Origin of the sequence: Vibrio sp. ArtGut-C1 (genome assembly GCF_002105475.1) — a bacterium.
Taxonomy (GTDB): domain Bacteria; phylum Pseudomonadota; class Gammaproteobacteria; order Enterobacterales; family Vibrionaceae; genus Vibrio; species Vibrio diabolicus.
Genome location: NZ_NCTH01000011.1, coordinates 43,734 through 59,870, shown reverse-complemented (window position 1 = coordinate 59,870; position 16,137 = coordinate 43,734). Strand labels below are relative to the sequence as shown.

The following is a 16,137-nucleotide window of genomic DNA, read 5'->3' as shown; positions in this document are numbered from 1 at the left end:
TCATGCTTCACCCTCTTCTGTTGTTTCTTCTTGGGCTTGGTCGTCTTGATCTTCTTCAGACAATAGGCTGCCTTGGCTTGGTTCTTTGGTGTGCACTACCGCTTCACCATCACGGATCAGGCGTAGCTGCGCTTCACGCATATCATCGCCAACACGTACATCGGCACCAAAACGGAATACCGCTTCACTGATGCTGAATTTACCGGTTTCACCGATGTTGATGATCATGCCTAGGCGGCGTAGACGACGAAGTGACGTACGTACTTTTTCAAACAGCTTTTCTTTATCAAGGTCAGAACCGGTAGCACGGTTGGTCACCAGCTTCATCAGCTTGTTTTCATCTGCTAGTGCAAGCAGTTCGTCGTACAGTTCTTGGTTAGTGAAGATGCCTTCGTGCGCAAGACGCTCTGGGCTTAGGTAAAGGAAACACAGTACCTTACCCACCAGCATATCCAGCTCAGAAAGCACACTGCGGCCAATCAAAGAAGTTGAACGAGGACGAAGGTAGAAGAAACCTTCTGGCGCTTTCACCAATTCGGTGTTGTAGCGTTGGTAGAAAGAAGAAAGCTCAAGTTCAAAATCCGACAACAACGCGTGGTTGTCTAGATCTTCACTTGAGATATGACGCCCTGCTCGAAGCATGCTGTCTAGCGCTGGGAACAGAGGGTTAGAAATTGCTTTTGCCAGATTCTCTGACATGTATTCATTAGTATCGGTCGATGACATTCGCTTGTACCTTTGCCCCAAATTCGTTGATTGCTTTCCAGTCTGGCTGAACAGCTTGGTAGTCGGATTCTGAGTAACCCAGACGTACAGCCTGATCAACGACAATGCGAGCTAAATCAAAGTGATGAGTGTATGGGTGTTGTGCAAGGTAATCTCGCAGAACCACGCTCAAGTCGATTGGTGTGCCTTGATCTTTATGCGCTTTCAGCATGTCACCAATTCGCTCTGCCAACTCATCATTGACTTGTTGAAACTCTTCGTATTCTACTTCCATCGGAACTTGACCCGTTACCTCGTCATCACGCAGTACTAGGGCTTCATCACGAAGGTCAGAAAGCCTTTCCGCATCTGCATAAGTCAGATACCAAGGCGCATCGAAGTAATCTTTGACGGATTGACGCAGACGCGAGCTAAACGCACGGTTCTTATCCATATCAATGGCAGTACGGATAAACTTGTGTACGTGTCGGTCGTAACCAATCCAAAGGTCGATCGCTTGCTGGCCCCAGCTTGTGATTCGGTCCAGCTTCATTTGCAGACCAAATAAGGCTTCTTCGATGAACTCAAGCTCAGGATCGCCGTAAACAATTTCTTGAATATCTAGGATCTGAGTTTGCAGCTCATCACTGGCAGCTTGCAGCGTATCTTGAAGTTCACGCAACGTGCTTGATGTTTCTGACAGTAGCGCTTCACAGTTGTTGATCGCTTCACGCCAGTCTTTGTTAAGCAGATCAGCAATCTGTTGTTTAACAGACTGTTGCTGCTCATCCATCACACGTTGGTTAAGGTCGATTTGATCGAAGATCTCGCCTACAGAATATTTCAAAATGCCGTAAACGTTTTTCTTCCAGTGGCCCGGAGTGCCACCCTTTTGTGCCGCTTCAATCGCTTTTGCCATTTCATCCGCTACCATCGATAGCTGGATAGAAAGGCGCAGTTTCGAGAACTCGCGATGACGCACGTAGTAGTCGGTAATTCCTATCGCTAATGGCGACAAGCGGTAAATGCTCGCTCCGTCAGTAATCTCACTGACAAAACGGCTCATAAGACGCTGCTTAACCATCTCGTTGATGGCATTGTTCGCACGGAAAGCCGAAGCTTCGCCGGTCTCATCAAAAAGTCGAGTGACGATCGCAAATGCGTCGTGCAATTCACCTTCACCCAATTCTTCATCGAACCTTTCATTACTTAGTACAGCGATGGCAATCAAAAATGCCAATCGCTCAGTGGTCAGGTTCAACGAGAAATCGTGCTGCTTAACCCAGCCAACCAACTCATCGATTGGTTGCTCTGCAGCATTGAGAGTCATCTCACTCATCGTTATTCCTGTTTATCGTTCTTCTTAGCCCACACGTGTATGTAGCGGCCTAATGAGAGGTATGGCTCTTGTCGACAAAGTTGTTTTTCTAGCGCCAACACATCTTCAAACTCGTAATCGCCCATGTATTGCATATTGCCTATGTAATCACTGAAGGAACGAATACCAGATTTGCCACAAATACTAAAACCAGAATCTTCTATCCATTGGTAGACTTCTTCAGGTTTTAAGCCTTTTTGTGGCTGTAGTTTAAATCTTTTTCGGTGGGGCATGCCGTCTAATATATGAGGAATGTTGCCACAAACCACGTTTTTATAGACTAAACCATGGTGGTTATAGAACATCACTGATGCAATGCCTCCCGGTTTTACTTGTTCTAGTACCGTTTCAAGTGCGGCCTTAGGATCGACCAACCACTCCATGACGGCGTGAAACATAACAAGATCCACCTGTTCACCCATATGCTCACCAATGGATTGGACAGGCGAATGAATCAGGCGATACTGCTCAAGCAAACCGTTTTTTTCAATATCCTGCTTAGCCAACTGCAGCATTTCCGAAGATAGATCACATAAAGCGATTCGATGTCCGAGCTTAGCAAGCTTTTGCGACATTTGTGCCAAACCACCACCGGCATCCAACACCTCTAGGGGTTGCTGGTCAGCATCTAATTCACTTAGAATCTGTAGAAAATCTTCCCACACAATGATTTGGCGGATCTCCCCTTTGTCGGAGCCGTAAATATTTTTTGCAAATTTGTGGGCGATATCGTCGAAATTGCGGTCTTCTGTCACTTCTGCTGAGTTATCATAACGGATTGTGCCGCTATTCTGGCACAAGGAAAGCAGGAATAAAGAGGGGTACCCTCATTTTTATTATCAATTGATGTTTTTTCGGACTATTTATGTATGTTTGAGCTGAAAAAAGTAGTGTCAGCCTTGCTTATGCCACTTCCGGCATTGCTGCTGATAGGCTTGTTGGGTCTTGCTCTCATTAGTTTTACCACAAAACGTAAAACTGGCTGCTTCGTTGTTCTATTCTCTTTTGTTGGCATTTTTCTTGTTGCCTTCCAACCTGTATCAACCAAGCTTCTTATGCCATTAGAGCGAGAGCATAAAGCCTTTTTGCCAGTTTCTGGCACCATCGACTACGTGATGGTTTTAGGGAATGGTCATGTTATCGATGACGAAATTCCACCCACCTCGCAGTTAAGCCGTGCAGCATTAATGCGCTTAACTGAAGGCATTCGTATTTTAAGAATGTATCCAGGTGCTAAATTAATTTTGTCTGGCTATGCTGGCGGTTCTGAAATTAGCCATGCGAGAATGATGGCGAACGTTGCCCTTGCGTTGGGAGTCGCGAAATCCGATATCATTTTATTAGAAGATGCGAAAGATACGTGGGAAGAGGCGCGTCAAGCGGCTGCATTCGTTCAACAAAAGGAGATTGTGTTAGTGACTTCTGCGAGTCACATGAGCCGTGCATTGTATGAGTTCAACGCAGCAGGCATAAAACCAATCCCAGCCCCGACCAACTTCTTAGCTATTAGCGAAATCAGTCAACCTTGGGATAAATACTCACCTAAAGCGCGTTACTTAGAACAAACAGAGCTTTATTGGCATGAGTACTTGGGCAGCATTTGGCAAAGATTGCGTGATACTGTCGGCCAAACACCAATGGTTGAAGCAAAGTAGTACTATATTGAAACCACAAAAAAGGAGAGCCGAAGCTCTCCTTTTTCTTTTTAAGACTTAGGTTTGTTCAGTTTAATCACCAGCAAACATATAGCCTTCGCCGTGCACCGTCACAAAAATTTGCGGATTCTTTGGATCAAACTCCATTTTTGCACGCATACGTCGAATAAGAACATCAATAGTACGATCATTGGGAGCATCAACTCGGTGGCTGATCATATTCAAAATACGCTCGCGACTTAACACCTGGTTAGGGTAAGACGATAACGCCACCAAAAGTTCGTATTCTGCTTTGGTCAATTTTACGGGTTCGCCGTTACGGCTCAGCGCACGACGTTGAATGTCGAATGTCCACTCTCCAAAACGTACAATATGTTCTTCACTGGTTTCGTTCGCTTTCGCGCTACCGCTACGCGCTGCTGAAATACGCCACAGCAAGTTTTTTACGCGAACCAACAACTCCCTCAATTCAAAAGGTTTTGTCACATAATCGTCAGCGCCCATTTCTAGGCCTACGATTTTATCAATGCTATCCGTGCGTCCTGTTACTAATATGATACCAATATCCGATTGGCTACGTAATTCACGAGTAAGCATCAGGCCGTCTTCACCCGGCAGGTTGATATCCAGCATGATTAGGTCTACATCACCCGCTTGCAGGACCTCACGCATTTCTGCGCCACTCTCTGCTTCGCTGACTTGGTAACCCTCATTTTGGAAATATCCCGCAAGCTTACTACGAGTTACAACATCATCTTCTACGACTAATACGTGATAGCTCATTTACACCACTTTTCTGTCTTCTTATTATCCAAGACGTATTCTATTCATAACTAGTAACATTTCTAGTCATAGATACATTAAAAAGCAAGATTTAGCGTTTTTATTGATTCAAAACAAGCTTACCCATCGCTATTAATAAACGTTAATTTTTGACCATAAAACATAATAATTATAGTTACTGCTATTCATTTTAATTGATTACACTTAGGGGATATCCCTAATTGACTTTGTGATGCACAACTTGAAGCATCATTCAGGAGCCCAAAATGCAAGAAGTGAAAGCTTTTAATGAAAAACGCGCTGAAATTTACTGGTGGTTTTCGAGCTTGTTCGCAAAAGAGCTAACAGAGAAAGAGCTGGAAGCCTACCACAGTGTTGAAATTCGTAGTTTTCTAGCAGGTTTAGGTGAAAATGAGTCGCTGAAACCAGCCGTTGATAGCCTCGTTGATGCGCTAAACCGATTGCAAGATCGTGAAGACGCTCAATTGGAGCTTGCTGCTGACTTTTGTGAACTGTTTTTGAAGACAGAAAAATACGGCGCTCTTCCTTACGCATCGATGTACATCGGTGAATCAGGTTTGCTGAATGACAAGCCAGCCGAGGAAATGGAAAAGTTGATGGCAGAATTTGGCGTTCAAGTAGATGAAAATCTAAAAGAGCCTGCGGACCACTTAGCCGTTGAACTCGACTTTCTCGGCAACATGATTATCCGCTCAAACGAGCTTGAGCAAGAAAAACACATGGAAGAAGCCTTCGTTAAACAAAACGACTTTATCCAGCAACAGTTGATGTCTTGGCTACCTCAGTTTGCAGACAAATGTAAACAATTCGACGAATTTGGGTTCTACTCGAACGTCGCGAAACTATTAGTTGCATTTTGTAAACTAGACAGCGCTTACCTTCTTGGGGAATAATTGCTGCCTATTTTTTTAAGGAGCCCGCCTATCGGGCTTCCTGTATACCTGAAATAACTGAATGTAAGTAAGTTGGGTATATTATTCGTTTGCCTTAACTTAGCTCAAAGACGCTTGGTTATTTAGCAGTCAAAATGTGACTTCAAATACACAAATCTCTTGCTGAAAACATTGCTAGTCAGTCCACATAGGGCTAAAATGTGAGCGCAAACGATTAAATATGATTTATATGTAAACCGCTGAAATATAGCGGTTTTTGTGTTTTTTAACAGGTTGATGGCAATTTCTCATCAGATAGAAAAAAGATAAAATTCATCGACCGATGCTGCTACGTACCCTTTTGTCGTGCTTGGACCAACCGCTGCCGAAACACTTAGCGCCAACCTTAGATTGCTGGGTGTAAACCATTAGAGCATCAGGTACATCCAACACGACATATTTCAGTAGCTCGATACAGGACACCATTTATGGCCACTATAAAAGACGTTGCTCGCTTAGCCGGCGTTTCCACTACGACAGTTTCGCACGTTATCAATAAAACGCGTTTCGTTGCAGAAGCAACGCAAGAAAAAGTAATGAAAGCCGTGGACGAGTTGAATTACGCGCCAAGTGCGGTTGCACGCAGCCTAAAGTGCAACTCAACTCGTACGATTGGCATGTTAGTAACGCAGTCAACCAACCTATTCTTCTCAGAAGTGATTGACGGGGTTGAGAGCTACTGTTACCGCCAAGGCTACACTCTGATTCTGTGTAATACGGGTGGGATTTACGAAAAACAACGCGATTACATCCGTATGCTGGCTGAAAAACGTGTTGATGGCATCCTAGTGATGTGTTCTGACTTGACCGAAGAGCTTAAAGAGATGCTTGACCGTCATGCCGACATTCCTAAAGTGGTCATGGATTGGGGTCCAGAAAGCTCACAAGCGGACAAGATCATGGATAACTCAGAAGAAGGTGGCTACATCGCAACCAAACATCTGATCGACAATGGCCATACTGATATTGCTTGTCTAAGCGGTCATTTTGAAAAACTTGCTTGCCAAGAGCGCATTGCAGGTTTCCGTCGCGCGATGAGCGAAGCAAACCTAGCTGTAAATGAAGATTGGATCCTTGAAGGTAACTTTGAATGTGATACGGCCGTATTAGTCGCAGATAAAATTACAGCAATGGACAAACGTCCGACAGCGGTATTCTGTTTTAACGACACAATGGCTCTGGGCCTAATGAGCCGCCTACAACAAAATGGTATCAAAGTTCCTGATGATATTTCAGTGATCGGCTACGACAACATCGAGCTTGCGGAATACTTCTCTCCACCGTTAACAACTATCCACCAACCTAAACGTCGTGTGGGTAAAAATGCGTTCGAGATCCTACTTGAGCGAATCAAAGATAAAGAACACGAAAAGCGAATTTTCGAAATGCAACCTGAGCTTGTAATTCGAAACACCGTGAAGAAAATGAACTAAAATTCGCCAAATATAACGATGTCAAATAAGCGCTCTAAAAGGGCGCTTATTTTTTACCTCTAAATAACTTTTCCCTGACTTAGGTTTGTTAGACAAAAAATCCCGAATCTCTAAGTCTCTGTTTTATATGTAGGTAAATCACACTCCCTCACAACCTCGAGATCATCCCGCCTTATTCTCAAATATGCACAAACATGCGCTTGCCGACACTTTTTATTGAACCAAAATCACACTTTTACGGGTAAAACGTGATGTTAATTCAATATACGAAGTATGCTCATTCTGTCACGCACAGGGCAAACCATTCGAAAGGGTGGGACGCAAAGCCTCCGGCCTGAACCATAGTACTATATGGAAGGTAGCGGGGTTACCGATGGCAAGTGTGCAAGCGATGACTTTACCCTGTAATGACATTGCTTTTGCGCATGTTTGCTACTCTCTCGGACCTGACTTTTGGTGGCGTAATATTAATTACACCGAGATAACAAAACATGGATAAACCAATACTCAAAGACTCTATGAAGCTATTTGAGGCACTTGGTAATATCAAGTCGCGCTCAATGTTTGGTGGCTTCGGACTATTCGCTGATGAAACAATGTTTGCACTAGTTGTAAATAATCAGCTTCATATAAGAGCAGACCAACAAACTTCATCTGACTTCGAGAAACAAGGGCTAAAGCCTTACGTTTATAAAAAACGTGGCTTCCCAGTCGTTACTAAGTACTACGCAATTTCCAACGATTTATGGGAGTCTAGCGAACGCTTAATCGAAGTAGCTAACCAATCGTTGAAAAAGGCAAAGCTTGAAAAAGAACAGCAAGCAACTACAAAGCCTAATCGCTTAAAAGATTTGCCTAACTTACGACTGGCTACTGAACGCATGCTAAAAAAAGCAGGCATTGAGTCAGTAGAAAAACTGGAAGAGGAAGGTGCACTTAACGCTTATAAAGCGATAAGAGATACGCACTCTGCAACCGTCAACATTGAACTGTTATGGGCACTAGAAGGTGCTATTAACGGTACTCATTGGAGCGTTGTACCTCAAGCTCGCCGAGATGAGTTGATGAATGGCCTCCAATAAAAGTCGGCCTTAAAAACTATCTTGTAAAACCGCAGTCTAATCTGCGGTTTTTTTGTGAAATTTTTTCGACTTTCCTTCTGTCTTATTACATATATCCCAAATTGGAATCATAAATATGAATAAGAAACTGATATTAGGCCTAATCCTGGTCGCGATCATTATCTTTTTAGGCGTTAACTTTAGTCAGTATTTAACGTTGGAAAATGCAAAAGCCCAACAAGAAGCGCTGACCACATACATCGATCAGAACTTTGTTTTTTCGGCAGCTATTTACTTTTTTGCCTACATTGCAATTACCGCTTTTTCTATTCCTGGGGCTGCTGTGGTTACATTACTTGGTGCGGCTCTATTTGGTTTTTGGACGAGCTTATTACTGGTTTCTTTCGCCAGTACTATGGGTGCAACGCTAGCATTTTTAAGCAGCCGATATTTGCTGCGTGACTGGGTACAAAACAAGTTTGGCAATAAGTTAATCGCAATTAACCAAGGTGTCGAAAAAGACGGTGCATTTTATCTATTTTCCTTGCGTCTCATTCCGGTATTCCCTTTCTTTCTTATCAACTTGTTGATGGGCTTAACGCCAATGTCTGTAGGTCGATTTTACCTTACTAGCCAAGTAGGTATGTTGCCAGGCACTGCAGTTTACTTAAACGCCGGTACTCAGTTAGCAACAATTGAAAGCCTGTCAGGCATTATTTCACCTGCGGTATTGGCCTCTTTTGCGTTACTGGGGCTGTTTCCAATCATCACTAAATGGGTTATGAATAAAGTAAGGCCAACACCGAGTCAGCAAAACTCATAATTAGTAAGTGGACGTGTTTAATGAAAATATTCATTGCTAAAAACCCAGCAGAAGCGCATATCGTGTGCGAATTATTGAAAACCGAGCAAGTCTACTGTGAAGTCCGCGGAGAAGGTATTTTCGGTTTAAAAGGAGAGCTGCCGTTTAGTGATGATACCGATCCTTATGTCTGGCTTTTTGACGCCAAACAACAAGTAAAAGCAGAAGGAATAGTACAAGCCTACCGCAAACAATCCGATGGAAATGAGTATCAAGATTGGCAGTGCCCGAAGTGCCATGAGGTAAACGAGGGGCAGTTTGGTGCTTGTTGGCAATGTGGACATCAAATAGGGGAGCCTTAATAACTCCCCTACTCCTACTCAATCGATTTATTCAGCGCTAAGCAGAAACCGTTTGCTGCTTAATAAATTCGATGGAATGTTGATTGAAATCTTCAGGGCGCTCAACATTACAAACATGACCACAGTTGGGGATCTCTCGTAAAACACTAAGCTTATGCGCCGCAACCATTTCTTTAACAGGCTTAATAAACATGTAATCTCTGTCGCCCATTAAATAGAGTGTGGGAATGGGTAACTCTCGATCTTTAAAATACTTCATTAAAGGATTTACATCAGCAGCAAGAATAAACCAACGTTTAAATTCTTTTTGGCAAAGCTTCTTGGCCTCACGAATAAAAAGATGGCGAGACTCTCGCTGGCTTCTCTGTGGCATAACAATGTACGCAAAAAGTTTGTAGAGCCACATGTACGGCAGGATATGCTTACAAAAATTACCTAATTTAACCAATATTTGAGAACGAGTATTGAGCCTTGTGACAGCGCCACCGAGTACCATTGAACGCACGCGCTCTGCTGATAATTCAGCAAGGTTTCGAACAATAATGGTACCAAGTGACATACCGACAAAATGAGCGGATTGGATCTTTAAATGATCCAATACTTTCAAAATATCTTGGGTAACTTCCGTAAAGGTATAACGGCTGGCAATGAGCTCTTTAAGTAACTGATTTGACTTTCCATGACCTCTTAAATCGATCAGCAATAAGTTAAAGTGTTGCTTGTAAGCTTTGATTTGCTTGAACCAGATAGAAGAGCTACCGCCAGCACCATGCACAAATACAACCCACTCATGACTAGTAGGGTGCAAATAGGTTTTATGAAAAAGTAGCGGCTGGGTCATATTCAAGTATCAAAAAGGTCGTGCTATTGAGTAAAAAGCCATCCTACCACACTCCCCTTACTCAAGATAATAAAGGCACCTCATTCGGTGCCTTTCGTTACAATTTTAAGTTAATTTAACGCCGAATTGTAAAGTTGCAAATAAGCTTCTGCGGCCTTTTGCCAACAAAAATCTTGTTGCATCGCGTGCAACTGTACTTTATTCACTTCAGGTTCGTTTTGAGCATAGAGCAACAGTGCCCTTAGCATCGTTAACAACAATGCCTGCGGTGTCGGTTCGAAAAAAACAAACCCCGTCGCTTCAGAAGGGTTCACATCATAATCGTTGACGCTGTCTTTTAGACCACCGACACCACGTACTATCGGCAATGTCCCATAAGCCATACTATAGATTTGGTTTAAACCACATGGTTCAAACTCAGAAGGCATCAGAAAGAAATCAGAACCCGCTTCAACGATATGCGCAAGTTCATTATCATAGGCTTCTACGAAGACAAATTTACTAGAAAACTGTGCAGCAACCTCTTCTAGCTGAGCGGCTAGTACAGGGTCTCCGGTCCCAACGACAACTAGTTGAACATCGTGCTTCAAAAAATCGGCCAAAGCAGGCAACAAGTAATGCACACCTTTTTGCTGGGTCAACCGACAAACCATACCGAACATGGCTACATCTTTTTCAGGCAAATTTAGCCGCAGTTGTAATGCTTGTTTACACGCTTTCTTGCCTTGCGTCATACTTTGTTGGTCAGCGCAGTAATTAACTGGCAAGTAAGTATCCGTTTCCGGGTTCCAAGCACTGTAATCACAACCGTTCAAAATACCAACTAAGTCCTGCGCGCGTTGCTGAAACTCCCAAGCCATTCCATGACTGCCAAGCTCTGTTTTGAGTTCCTCTGCGTAAGTAGGGCTGACCGCGTTTATCTTATCTGCATTCATTACACCAGCTTTGAGCATCGTAATATGCGTTGCACTCACCGCAGCATCGGGAACGTTTCGACAATGAAACTCTGGCAAGCACTGTACGTCTTCATAACTAAATACGCCTTTAAAGACCGCATTGTGAATTGAAATGACGCTTTTAGTATGAGCAAAAAACGGATCATTGCTATACCTGTGCTTGAGCAAAAATGGAACAAGACCAGTGTGCCAATCGTTCGCGTGTACGATATCCGGCTGAAAAGCAAGCTTCGGCAACATGTCTAAACATGCCGCACTAAAAAACGCAAAGCGCTCACCGTTATCGGTATACGCTTGGTTGTTCTCCGCATACATCGATGGTCGATTGAAATACGGCGGACAATCAATCAGGTAAACAGGATTTTGACCTAACATGAGCCGCAAAACTCGATACTCCGAATGCGGCCATGATGTTAATTCTGTTTCTAATACAACTTCTGCGTCTGCGAGTTTATCAATACTGCTGTACGCAGGGATGGTAATTCTTACGTCTTGCTGTAGGTTTTGAAGGGCTTCCGGTAGTGCCTTGGCAACATCTGCCAAGCCACCACTTTTAATGAGGCCTTCAACCTCAGAAGCTACAAACAGAATAGATAAGTTGTTAGTAGCCAACTCGAGCTCCTTTCGGAATAACAACAATGCCCTCCTCAGACACATGGAAGTGTTTTTTATCTTCTTGAAGATTCACACCAATCTGAGTACCAGGAGCAATATCGGCATCCTTATCGACAATCACACGACGTAAAACACAGCCTTCGCCAATTTTCACGTCACCAAGAAGGATACATTCGCTGATATCGCAAGCAGATGCAATATTACTGCGGAACCCAAGCACCGACTTTTCTATTCTTGAGCCTCTGACGTAACTGCCATTACATACCAAACTGTCGATGATCTGAACACGGCCATTGTCAGAGTCTGTAAATGTCGCTGGCGGCAATGGAGGATAATAAGTATGCAGCGGCCATTTACGGTTATATAGTGAAAACGGTGCGTCTTTTTCTAGCAGATCCATGTGCGCTTCCCAGTACGCATCAATGGTTCCCACGTCACGCCAGTACACCTCTTCTCTTTCACCGCTGATTTTGTTAGTACTGAAGTCATACACGAACACGTCACCTCGAGGGAACATCTTAGGAATAATATCCTTCCCAAAATCATGTGATGAAGCTTCATTATCCGCATCTTCAACCAACTCAGAGAATAACACCTGAGCTTCAAAAACGTAGTTACCCATTGAAACTAAAGCGTAATCAGGATCGCCAGGAATTGACTTCGGGTTTGCTGGTTTCTCTTCAAAGCCTATCATGCGACCTTCACTGTCCACTTCGATAACCCCAAATTGCGACGCCTCTTTTAGTGGCATACGCAATGCAGATACCGTCAGAGAAGCCTGCTTTTCTGAATGGAAGTTCAGCATTTGTTTGATATCCATCTTATAGATATGGTCAGAGCCAAAAATACAAACTTGCTCTGGTTCCTCTAATTCCATAAAACGGAGATTTTGATAGATCGCGTCTGCCGTTCCTTCGTACCAACGCTTACCAGTGCGCATTTGAGCAGGAATAGGATCGATAAAGCGGTCAGTGATGCCATTAATGTTCCAGCCCTTTTTTAAATGATGGAACAAAGATTGAGATTTAAATTGGGTGAGGACGTAAATGCGCATTAAATCCGCATTTACAAAATTGTTTAGAGCAAAATCGATCAATCGATAGCTACCACCAAACGGTACCGAAGGTTTACTACGAGATTCTGTTAAAGGTCTCAAACGAGAGCCTTCACCGCCAGCAAGAATCATTCCCAAAACACCAGCCATTTGTTGTTCTCCATATCGTTATAGCTTGGATTTGGTACTCGCTTGAATGAGTCATACTCGGGGAGTCAAGCGAATACATTTAGTAACCGTATCAGGAGTTTCTTTGAACTCTTACAACACGATAAAAAAGCTACGGCACTTCCAGTATGCAACGTCCACTCTTTTCTTATTTTTCGACGCAAAATGCACACAGTTGCACTAATTTTTGTAATAAATTATCTAAGCAGGTTCTAAATTACAATTTTTAATACGCCATTCTGTGTTCCATACAGTTCTTGCTTACTCAAGACGATATCTAGATCACACATGCAAAAGCAAACGATTACATTATGAAAACAATTTACGAACGGATTCACTACACCACCGACTTTTTGAGCTTAATATATAACAAATATATGAACGCAAAATGAAAGTTACGACGAATGTTTTTTACATAAAAAATACGTTCGCTACCAATAAATCGTGACTCTGGTGTTTTCTAGCGACAATGGTGCTTGTTAAAGTGAGGAAAGGTCGATTAAAGGAAGAATGCGCAGGAGAAAACTGTCGGCCCCTACGCAAAAAAGGCAGCGATATCGCTGCCTTTTTACATTACCTTAATGGTGCATTTTTATGCTTTCGCTTTTTTACGCTTATCTGTGACTTCCCACTTACCTTCAACAAAGAGCGCTGTCCAACCAGATGGTTTGCCGTTCTCTTCCGAACGAACGTAGTTCTCTTTTGTTTTGCGACTAAAGCGTACAACTGCAGGACGACCATCAGGATCTTCTTGCGGTGCGGTCGCTAGGTATTTGAACTTCTCAGGTAAACGCTCTTCAAAACGTGCCAGTTCCGCAACCAAAGGAGCACGTGTCTCGCGCGATTTCGGGAAGTTGCTTGCTGCCATAAATAGACCTGAAGCACCATCACGAAGTACGAAATACGCATCTGAGTTTTCACATGGTAACTCGGGGAAATGAACAGGATCTTCTTTCGGTGGCGCGACTTCGCCATTCTTAAGAATCTTACGAGTGTTCTTACACGTTTCACTCGTACAGTCCATGTATTTACCAAAGCGACCGTTCTTAAGCACCATATCAGAGCCACATTTGTCACATTCAACAACTGGACCATCATAGCCTTTGACTTTGAACTCACCGTATTCAACAAGGTAGCCCTCACAGTTCGGGTTATTACCACAAACATGCATCTTACGCTTGTCATCAATCAGGTATGCGTCCATCGCTGTTTCACAGATCGGACAACGCTTTTTAGCACGAAGAGCTGCGGTTTCAACGTCTTCTTCTAGAACGTTAATAATACCTTCTTCGTCACCCAAGTTGATGGTTGTCTTACAACGCTCTTTTGGTGGTAACGCGTAACCTGAACAGCCTAAGAACACACCTGTCGAAGCAGTACGGATGCCCATTGGACGGCTACACGTCGGACACTCGATATCCGTCATGACGATGTGGTTTAGCTTCATGCCACCTTCTGACTCATCCAATTCCGCTTTTTCAAGATCGCCAGTGAAATCAGCAAAGAAGTTATCTAGCACTGCTTTCCAGTTCACTTCACCTTCAGCGATTTGGTCCAGTTTCTGTTCCATGCGGGCAGTGAAGTCGTAGTTCATTAAATCGTTAAAGCTGTCATCAAGGCGGTCGGTAACAATTTCGCCCATTTTTTCGGCGTAGAAACGACGCTGATCAACTTTTACGTAACCACGATCTTGAATCGTAGAAATGATCGATGCATAAGTCGAAGGACGGCCAATGCCTCGTTTTTCCAGCTCTTTAACCAGTGCTGCTTCAGTGTAGCGCGCAGGTGGCTTTGTAAAGTGCTGTTTAGGGTCAAGTGACTCTAAGCTTAGCTTATCGCCAAGTTGTACCGCAGGAAGGATTGTATCCTCGTTTTTGCCCATTGGACGCTGTACACGAGTCCAACCGTCAAATTTAAGGATACGGCCTTTTGCTTTAAGCGTGTATTCTGCCGCTTTTACGCTGATGGTTGTTGAATCGTATTCTGCTGGTGTCATTTGACACGCGACAAACTGATTCCAAATCAAAGCGTAAAGTTTGTGCGCATCAGCATCGACACCTTGCAGGTCTTCCGCTTTAACACCCACATTTGAAGGACGGATCGCTTCGTGCGCTTCCTGTGCCCCTTCTTTACTGCCATACGTCAGCGGTTTCGCTGGTAAGTACTTATCACCAAATTCAGAACCAATAAAGTCACGTACAGCGTCCACAGCCTCGGCACTTAGGTTAGTCGAGTCAGTACGCATATAAGTGATGTAACCGGCCTCATAGAGGCGCTGAGCTAGCATCATGGTCTTTTTCACGCCGTAGCCCAGACGTGTACTCGCTGCCTGTTGAAGCGTAGAGGTGATGTAAGGTGCTGAAGGCTTGCTCTTCGTCGGGCGATCTTCACGCTTACATACTTCGTAACTTGCATTCTCAAGCACAGACATCGCTGCTTTGGTTTCTGCCTCATTAACTGGCTTAAACGCAGAACCATCTTTCTGAGCAACAAGTAGTTTAAAGTCCGCTTTGTCTTTCGTTTTCGTATTCGCATGAATATCCCAGAATTCTTCTGGTACAAACGCGTTAATCTCACGCTCACGCTCAACTAATAGTTTCACCGCAACAGACTGCACGCGACCAGCAGATAAACCACGAGCCACTTTTTTCCAAAGTAGAGGTGAAACCATAAAACCAACGACACGGTCCATGAAGCGACGTGCTTGTTGGGCATTTACACCATCCATGTTCAGCTCACCAGGTGTCTGGAAAGCTTGTTGGATCGCGTTTTTCGTAATTTCGTTAAAAACTACACGTTTGTATCGCTCTTCATCGCCACCGATGATCTCACGAAGGTGCCATGCGATTGCTTCCCCTTCGCGGTCCAAGTCGGTTGCGAGATAAACGCAATCTGCGTCTTTGGCGAGTTTTTGTAGTTCGTTGACAACTTTTTCTTTGCCTGGAAGGATTTGGTAATTCGCTTCCCAGTCATGATATGGGTTAATCCCCATTTTTTTGATCAACGCTTTGCGGTCTTTCTCTTTTTTAACGCGCGCTTTCTCTTCCGGACTCATCCCTTTTGTTGAGATGGCTGCGGCTTTTTTCTCACCAGTGCTTTGACCGGCCGTAGGCAGATCACGCACATGACCAACACTAGACTTAACAATAAAGTCTTTACCAAGGTACTTATTTATCGTCTTTGCCTTGGCTGGTGACTCCACTATAACGAGTGATTTACCCATAACTGACTCTAACGTCCTTCATAATAATGCGGGTAGAAACCTTGTTTAAAGGCCACCCGCATAATGTTCTATTTCATTGCTTCTTTTTTTACTATTGTGCGAGATGAAAAGAAGATCAACTGCTTTTTTGAAATTCAGATCCGATTGG

14 protein-coding genes and 1 riboswitch are annotated in these 16,137 nt (G+C 43.7%); of the genes, 6 read left to right on the top strand and 8 right to left on the bottom strand.

Going from position 1 to position 16,137, the window contains the following annotated elements; genetic code table 11:
- The 3 genes from mukE to cmoM are packed head-to-tail and all read right to left on the bottom strand — an operon-like array spanning position 1 to position 2,838.
- Positions 1-726, bottom strand: coding sequence for a chromosome partition protein MukE (mukE, locus tag B7360_RS11800; protein WP_005532796.1), 726 nt, complete (start codon positions 724-726; stop codon positions 1-3).
- Positions 707-2,044 carry a chromosome partition protein MukF gene (gene mukF / locus B7360_RS11795; protein ID WP_009707095.1) on the bottom strand — a complete coding sequence of 446 codons (1,338 nt, stop codon included), beginning with the start codon at positions 2,042-2,044 and terminating at the stop codon, positions 707-709. Before mukF ends, mukE begins: the two co-directional genes overlap by 20 nt.
- A gap of 2 nt (positions 2,045-2,046) precedes the next feature.
- Positions 2,047-2,838 (bottom strand): tRNA uridine 5-oxyacetic acid(34) methyltransferase CmoM, encoded by a 792-nt coding sequence (cmoM, locus tag B7360_RS11790; RefSeq protein ID WP_031780158.1) that lies wholly within the window; start codon positions 2,836-2,838, stop codon positions 2,047-2,049.
- Between the two features lie 114 nt (positions 2,839-2,952).
- Here cmoM and elyC point away from each other — a divergent pair, with 114 nt between their 5' ends.
- On the top strand, positions 2,953-3,738 hold the full coding sequence (gene elyC / locus B7360_RS11785) for an envelope biogenesis factor ElyC (protein WP_006742121.1): 786 nt from the start codon (positions 2,953-2,955) through the stop codon (positions 3,736-3,738).
- 72 nt (positions 3,739-3,810) lie between these two features.
- On the opposite strand, the gene torR is transcribed toward elyC, so the two are convergent.
- Positions 3,811-4,521: a two-component system response regulator TorR gene (gene torR / locus B7360_RS11780; RefSeq protein ID WP_005390726.1), complete on the bottom strand. Its 711-nt coding sequence runs from the start codon at positions 4,519-4,521 to the stop codon at positions 3,811-3,813.
- 266 nt (positions 4,522-4,787) lie between these two features.
- On the opposite strand from torR, the gene torD reads away from it, so the two are divergent.
- The 5 genes from torD to B7360_RS11755 all read left to right on the top strand — a co-directional run bounded on the left by torD (position 4,788) and on the right by B7360_RS11755 (position 9,132).
- A complete protein-coding gene (gene torD / locus B7360_RS11775; protein WP_065645390.1) occupies positions 4,788-5,435 on the top strand; it encodes a molecular chaperone TorD in 648 nt (215 codons plus the stop codon).
- A gap of 467 nt (positions 5,436-5,902) precedes the next feature.
- Positions 5,903-6,907: an HTH-type transcriptional repressor PurR gene (gene purR / locus B7360_RS11770; protein ID WP_053807169.1), complete on the top strand. Its 1,005-nt coding sequence runs from the start codon at positions 5,903-5,905 to the stop codon at positions 6,905-6,907.
- A gap of 285 nt (positions 6,908-7,192) precedes the next feature.
- Positions 7,193-7,282: riboswitch (cyclic di-GMP riboswitch) on the top strand.
- Between the two features lie 116 nt (positions 7,283-7,398).
- Positions 7,399-7,989 (top strand): TfoX/Sxy family DNA transformation protein, encoded by a 591-nt coding sequence (locus tag B7360_RS11765; RefSeq protein WP_005390721.1) that lies wholly within the window; start codon positions 7,399-7,401, stop codon positions 7,987-7,989.
- 115 nt (positions 7,990-8,104) lie between these two features.
- Complete coding sequence (locus tag B7360_RS11760) at positions 8,105-8,791, top strand: TVP38/TMEM64 family protein (protein ID WP_046874737.1); 687 nt, start codon at positions 8,105-8,107, stop codon at positions 8,789-8,791.
- 20 nt (positions 8,792-8,811) lie between these two features.
- Positions 8,812-9,132 (top strand): hypothetical protein, encoded by a 321-nt coding sequence (locus B7360_RS11755; protein ID WP_005390719.1) that lies wholly within the window; start codon positions 8,812-8,814, stop codon positions 9,130-9,132.
- Positions 9,133-9,169: 37 nt separating this feature from the next.
- Here B7360_RS11755 and B7360_RS11750 read toward each other — a convergent pair whose 3' ends face one another.
- The 4 genes from B7360_RS11750 to topA form a co-directional block, all read right to left on the bottom strand.
- Positions 9,170-9,973 (bottom strand): alpha/beta fold hydrolase, encoded by an 804-nt coding sequence (locus B7360_RS11750; protein ID WP_006742124.1) that lies wholly within the window; start codon positions 9,971-9,973, stop codon positions 9,170-9,172.
- 110 nt (positions 9,974-10,083) lie between these two features.
- Positions 10,084-11,541: a glycogen synthase GlgA gene (glgA, locus tag B7360_RS11745; RefSeq protein ID WP_101911861.1), complete on the bottom strand. Its 1,458-nt coding sequence runs from the start codon at positions 11,539-11,541 to the stop codon at positions 10,084-10,086.
- Complete coding sequence (glgC, locus tag B7360_RS11740) at positions 11,531-12,748, bottom strand: glucose-1-phosphate adenylyltransferase (protein WP_005390714.1); 1,218 nt, start codon at positions 12,746-12,748, stop codon at positions 11,531-11,533. Before glgC ends, glgA begins: the two co-directional genes overlap by 11 nt.
- Before the next feature lie 610 nt (positions 12,749-13,358).
- Positions 13,359-15,989 carry a type I DNA topoisomerase gene (gene topA, locus B7360_RS11735; protein WP_005390711.1) on the bottom strand — a complete coding sequence of 877 codons (2,631 nt, stop codon included), beginning with the start codon at positions 15,987-15,989 and terminating at the stop codon, positions 13,359-13,361.
- Positions 15,990-16,137 lie beyond the last annotated feature (148 nt).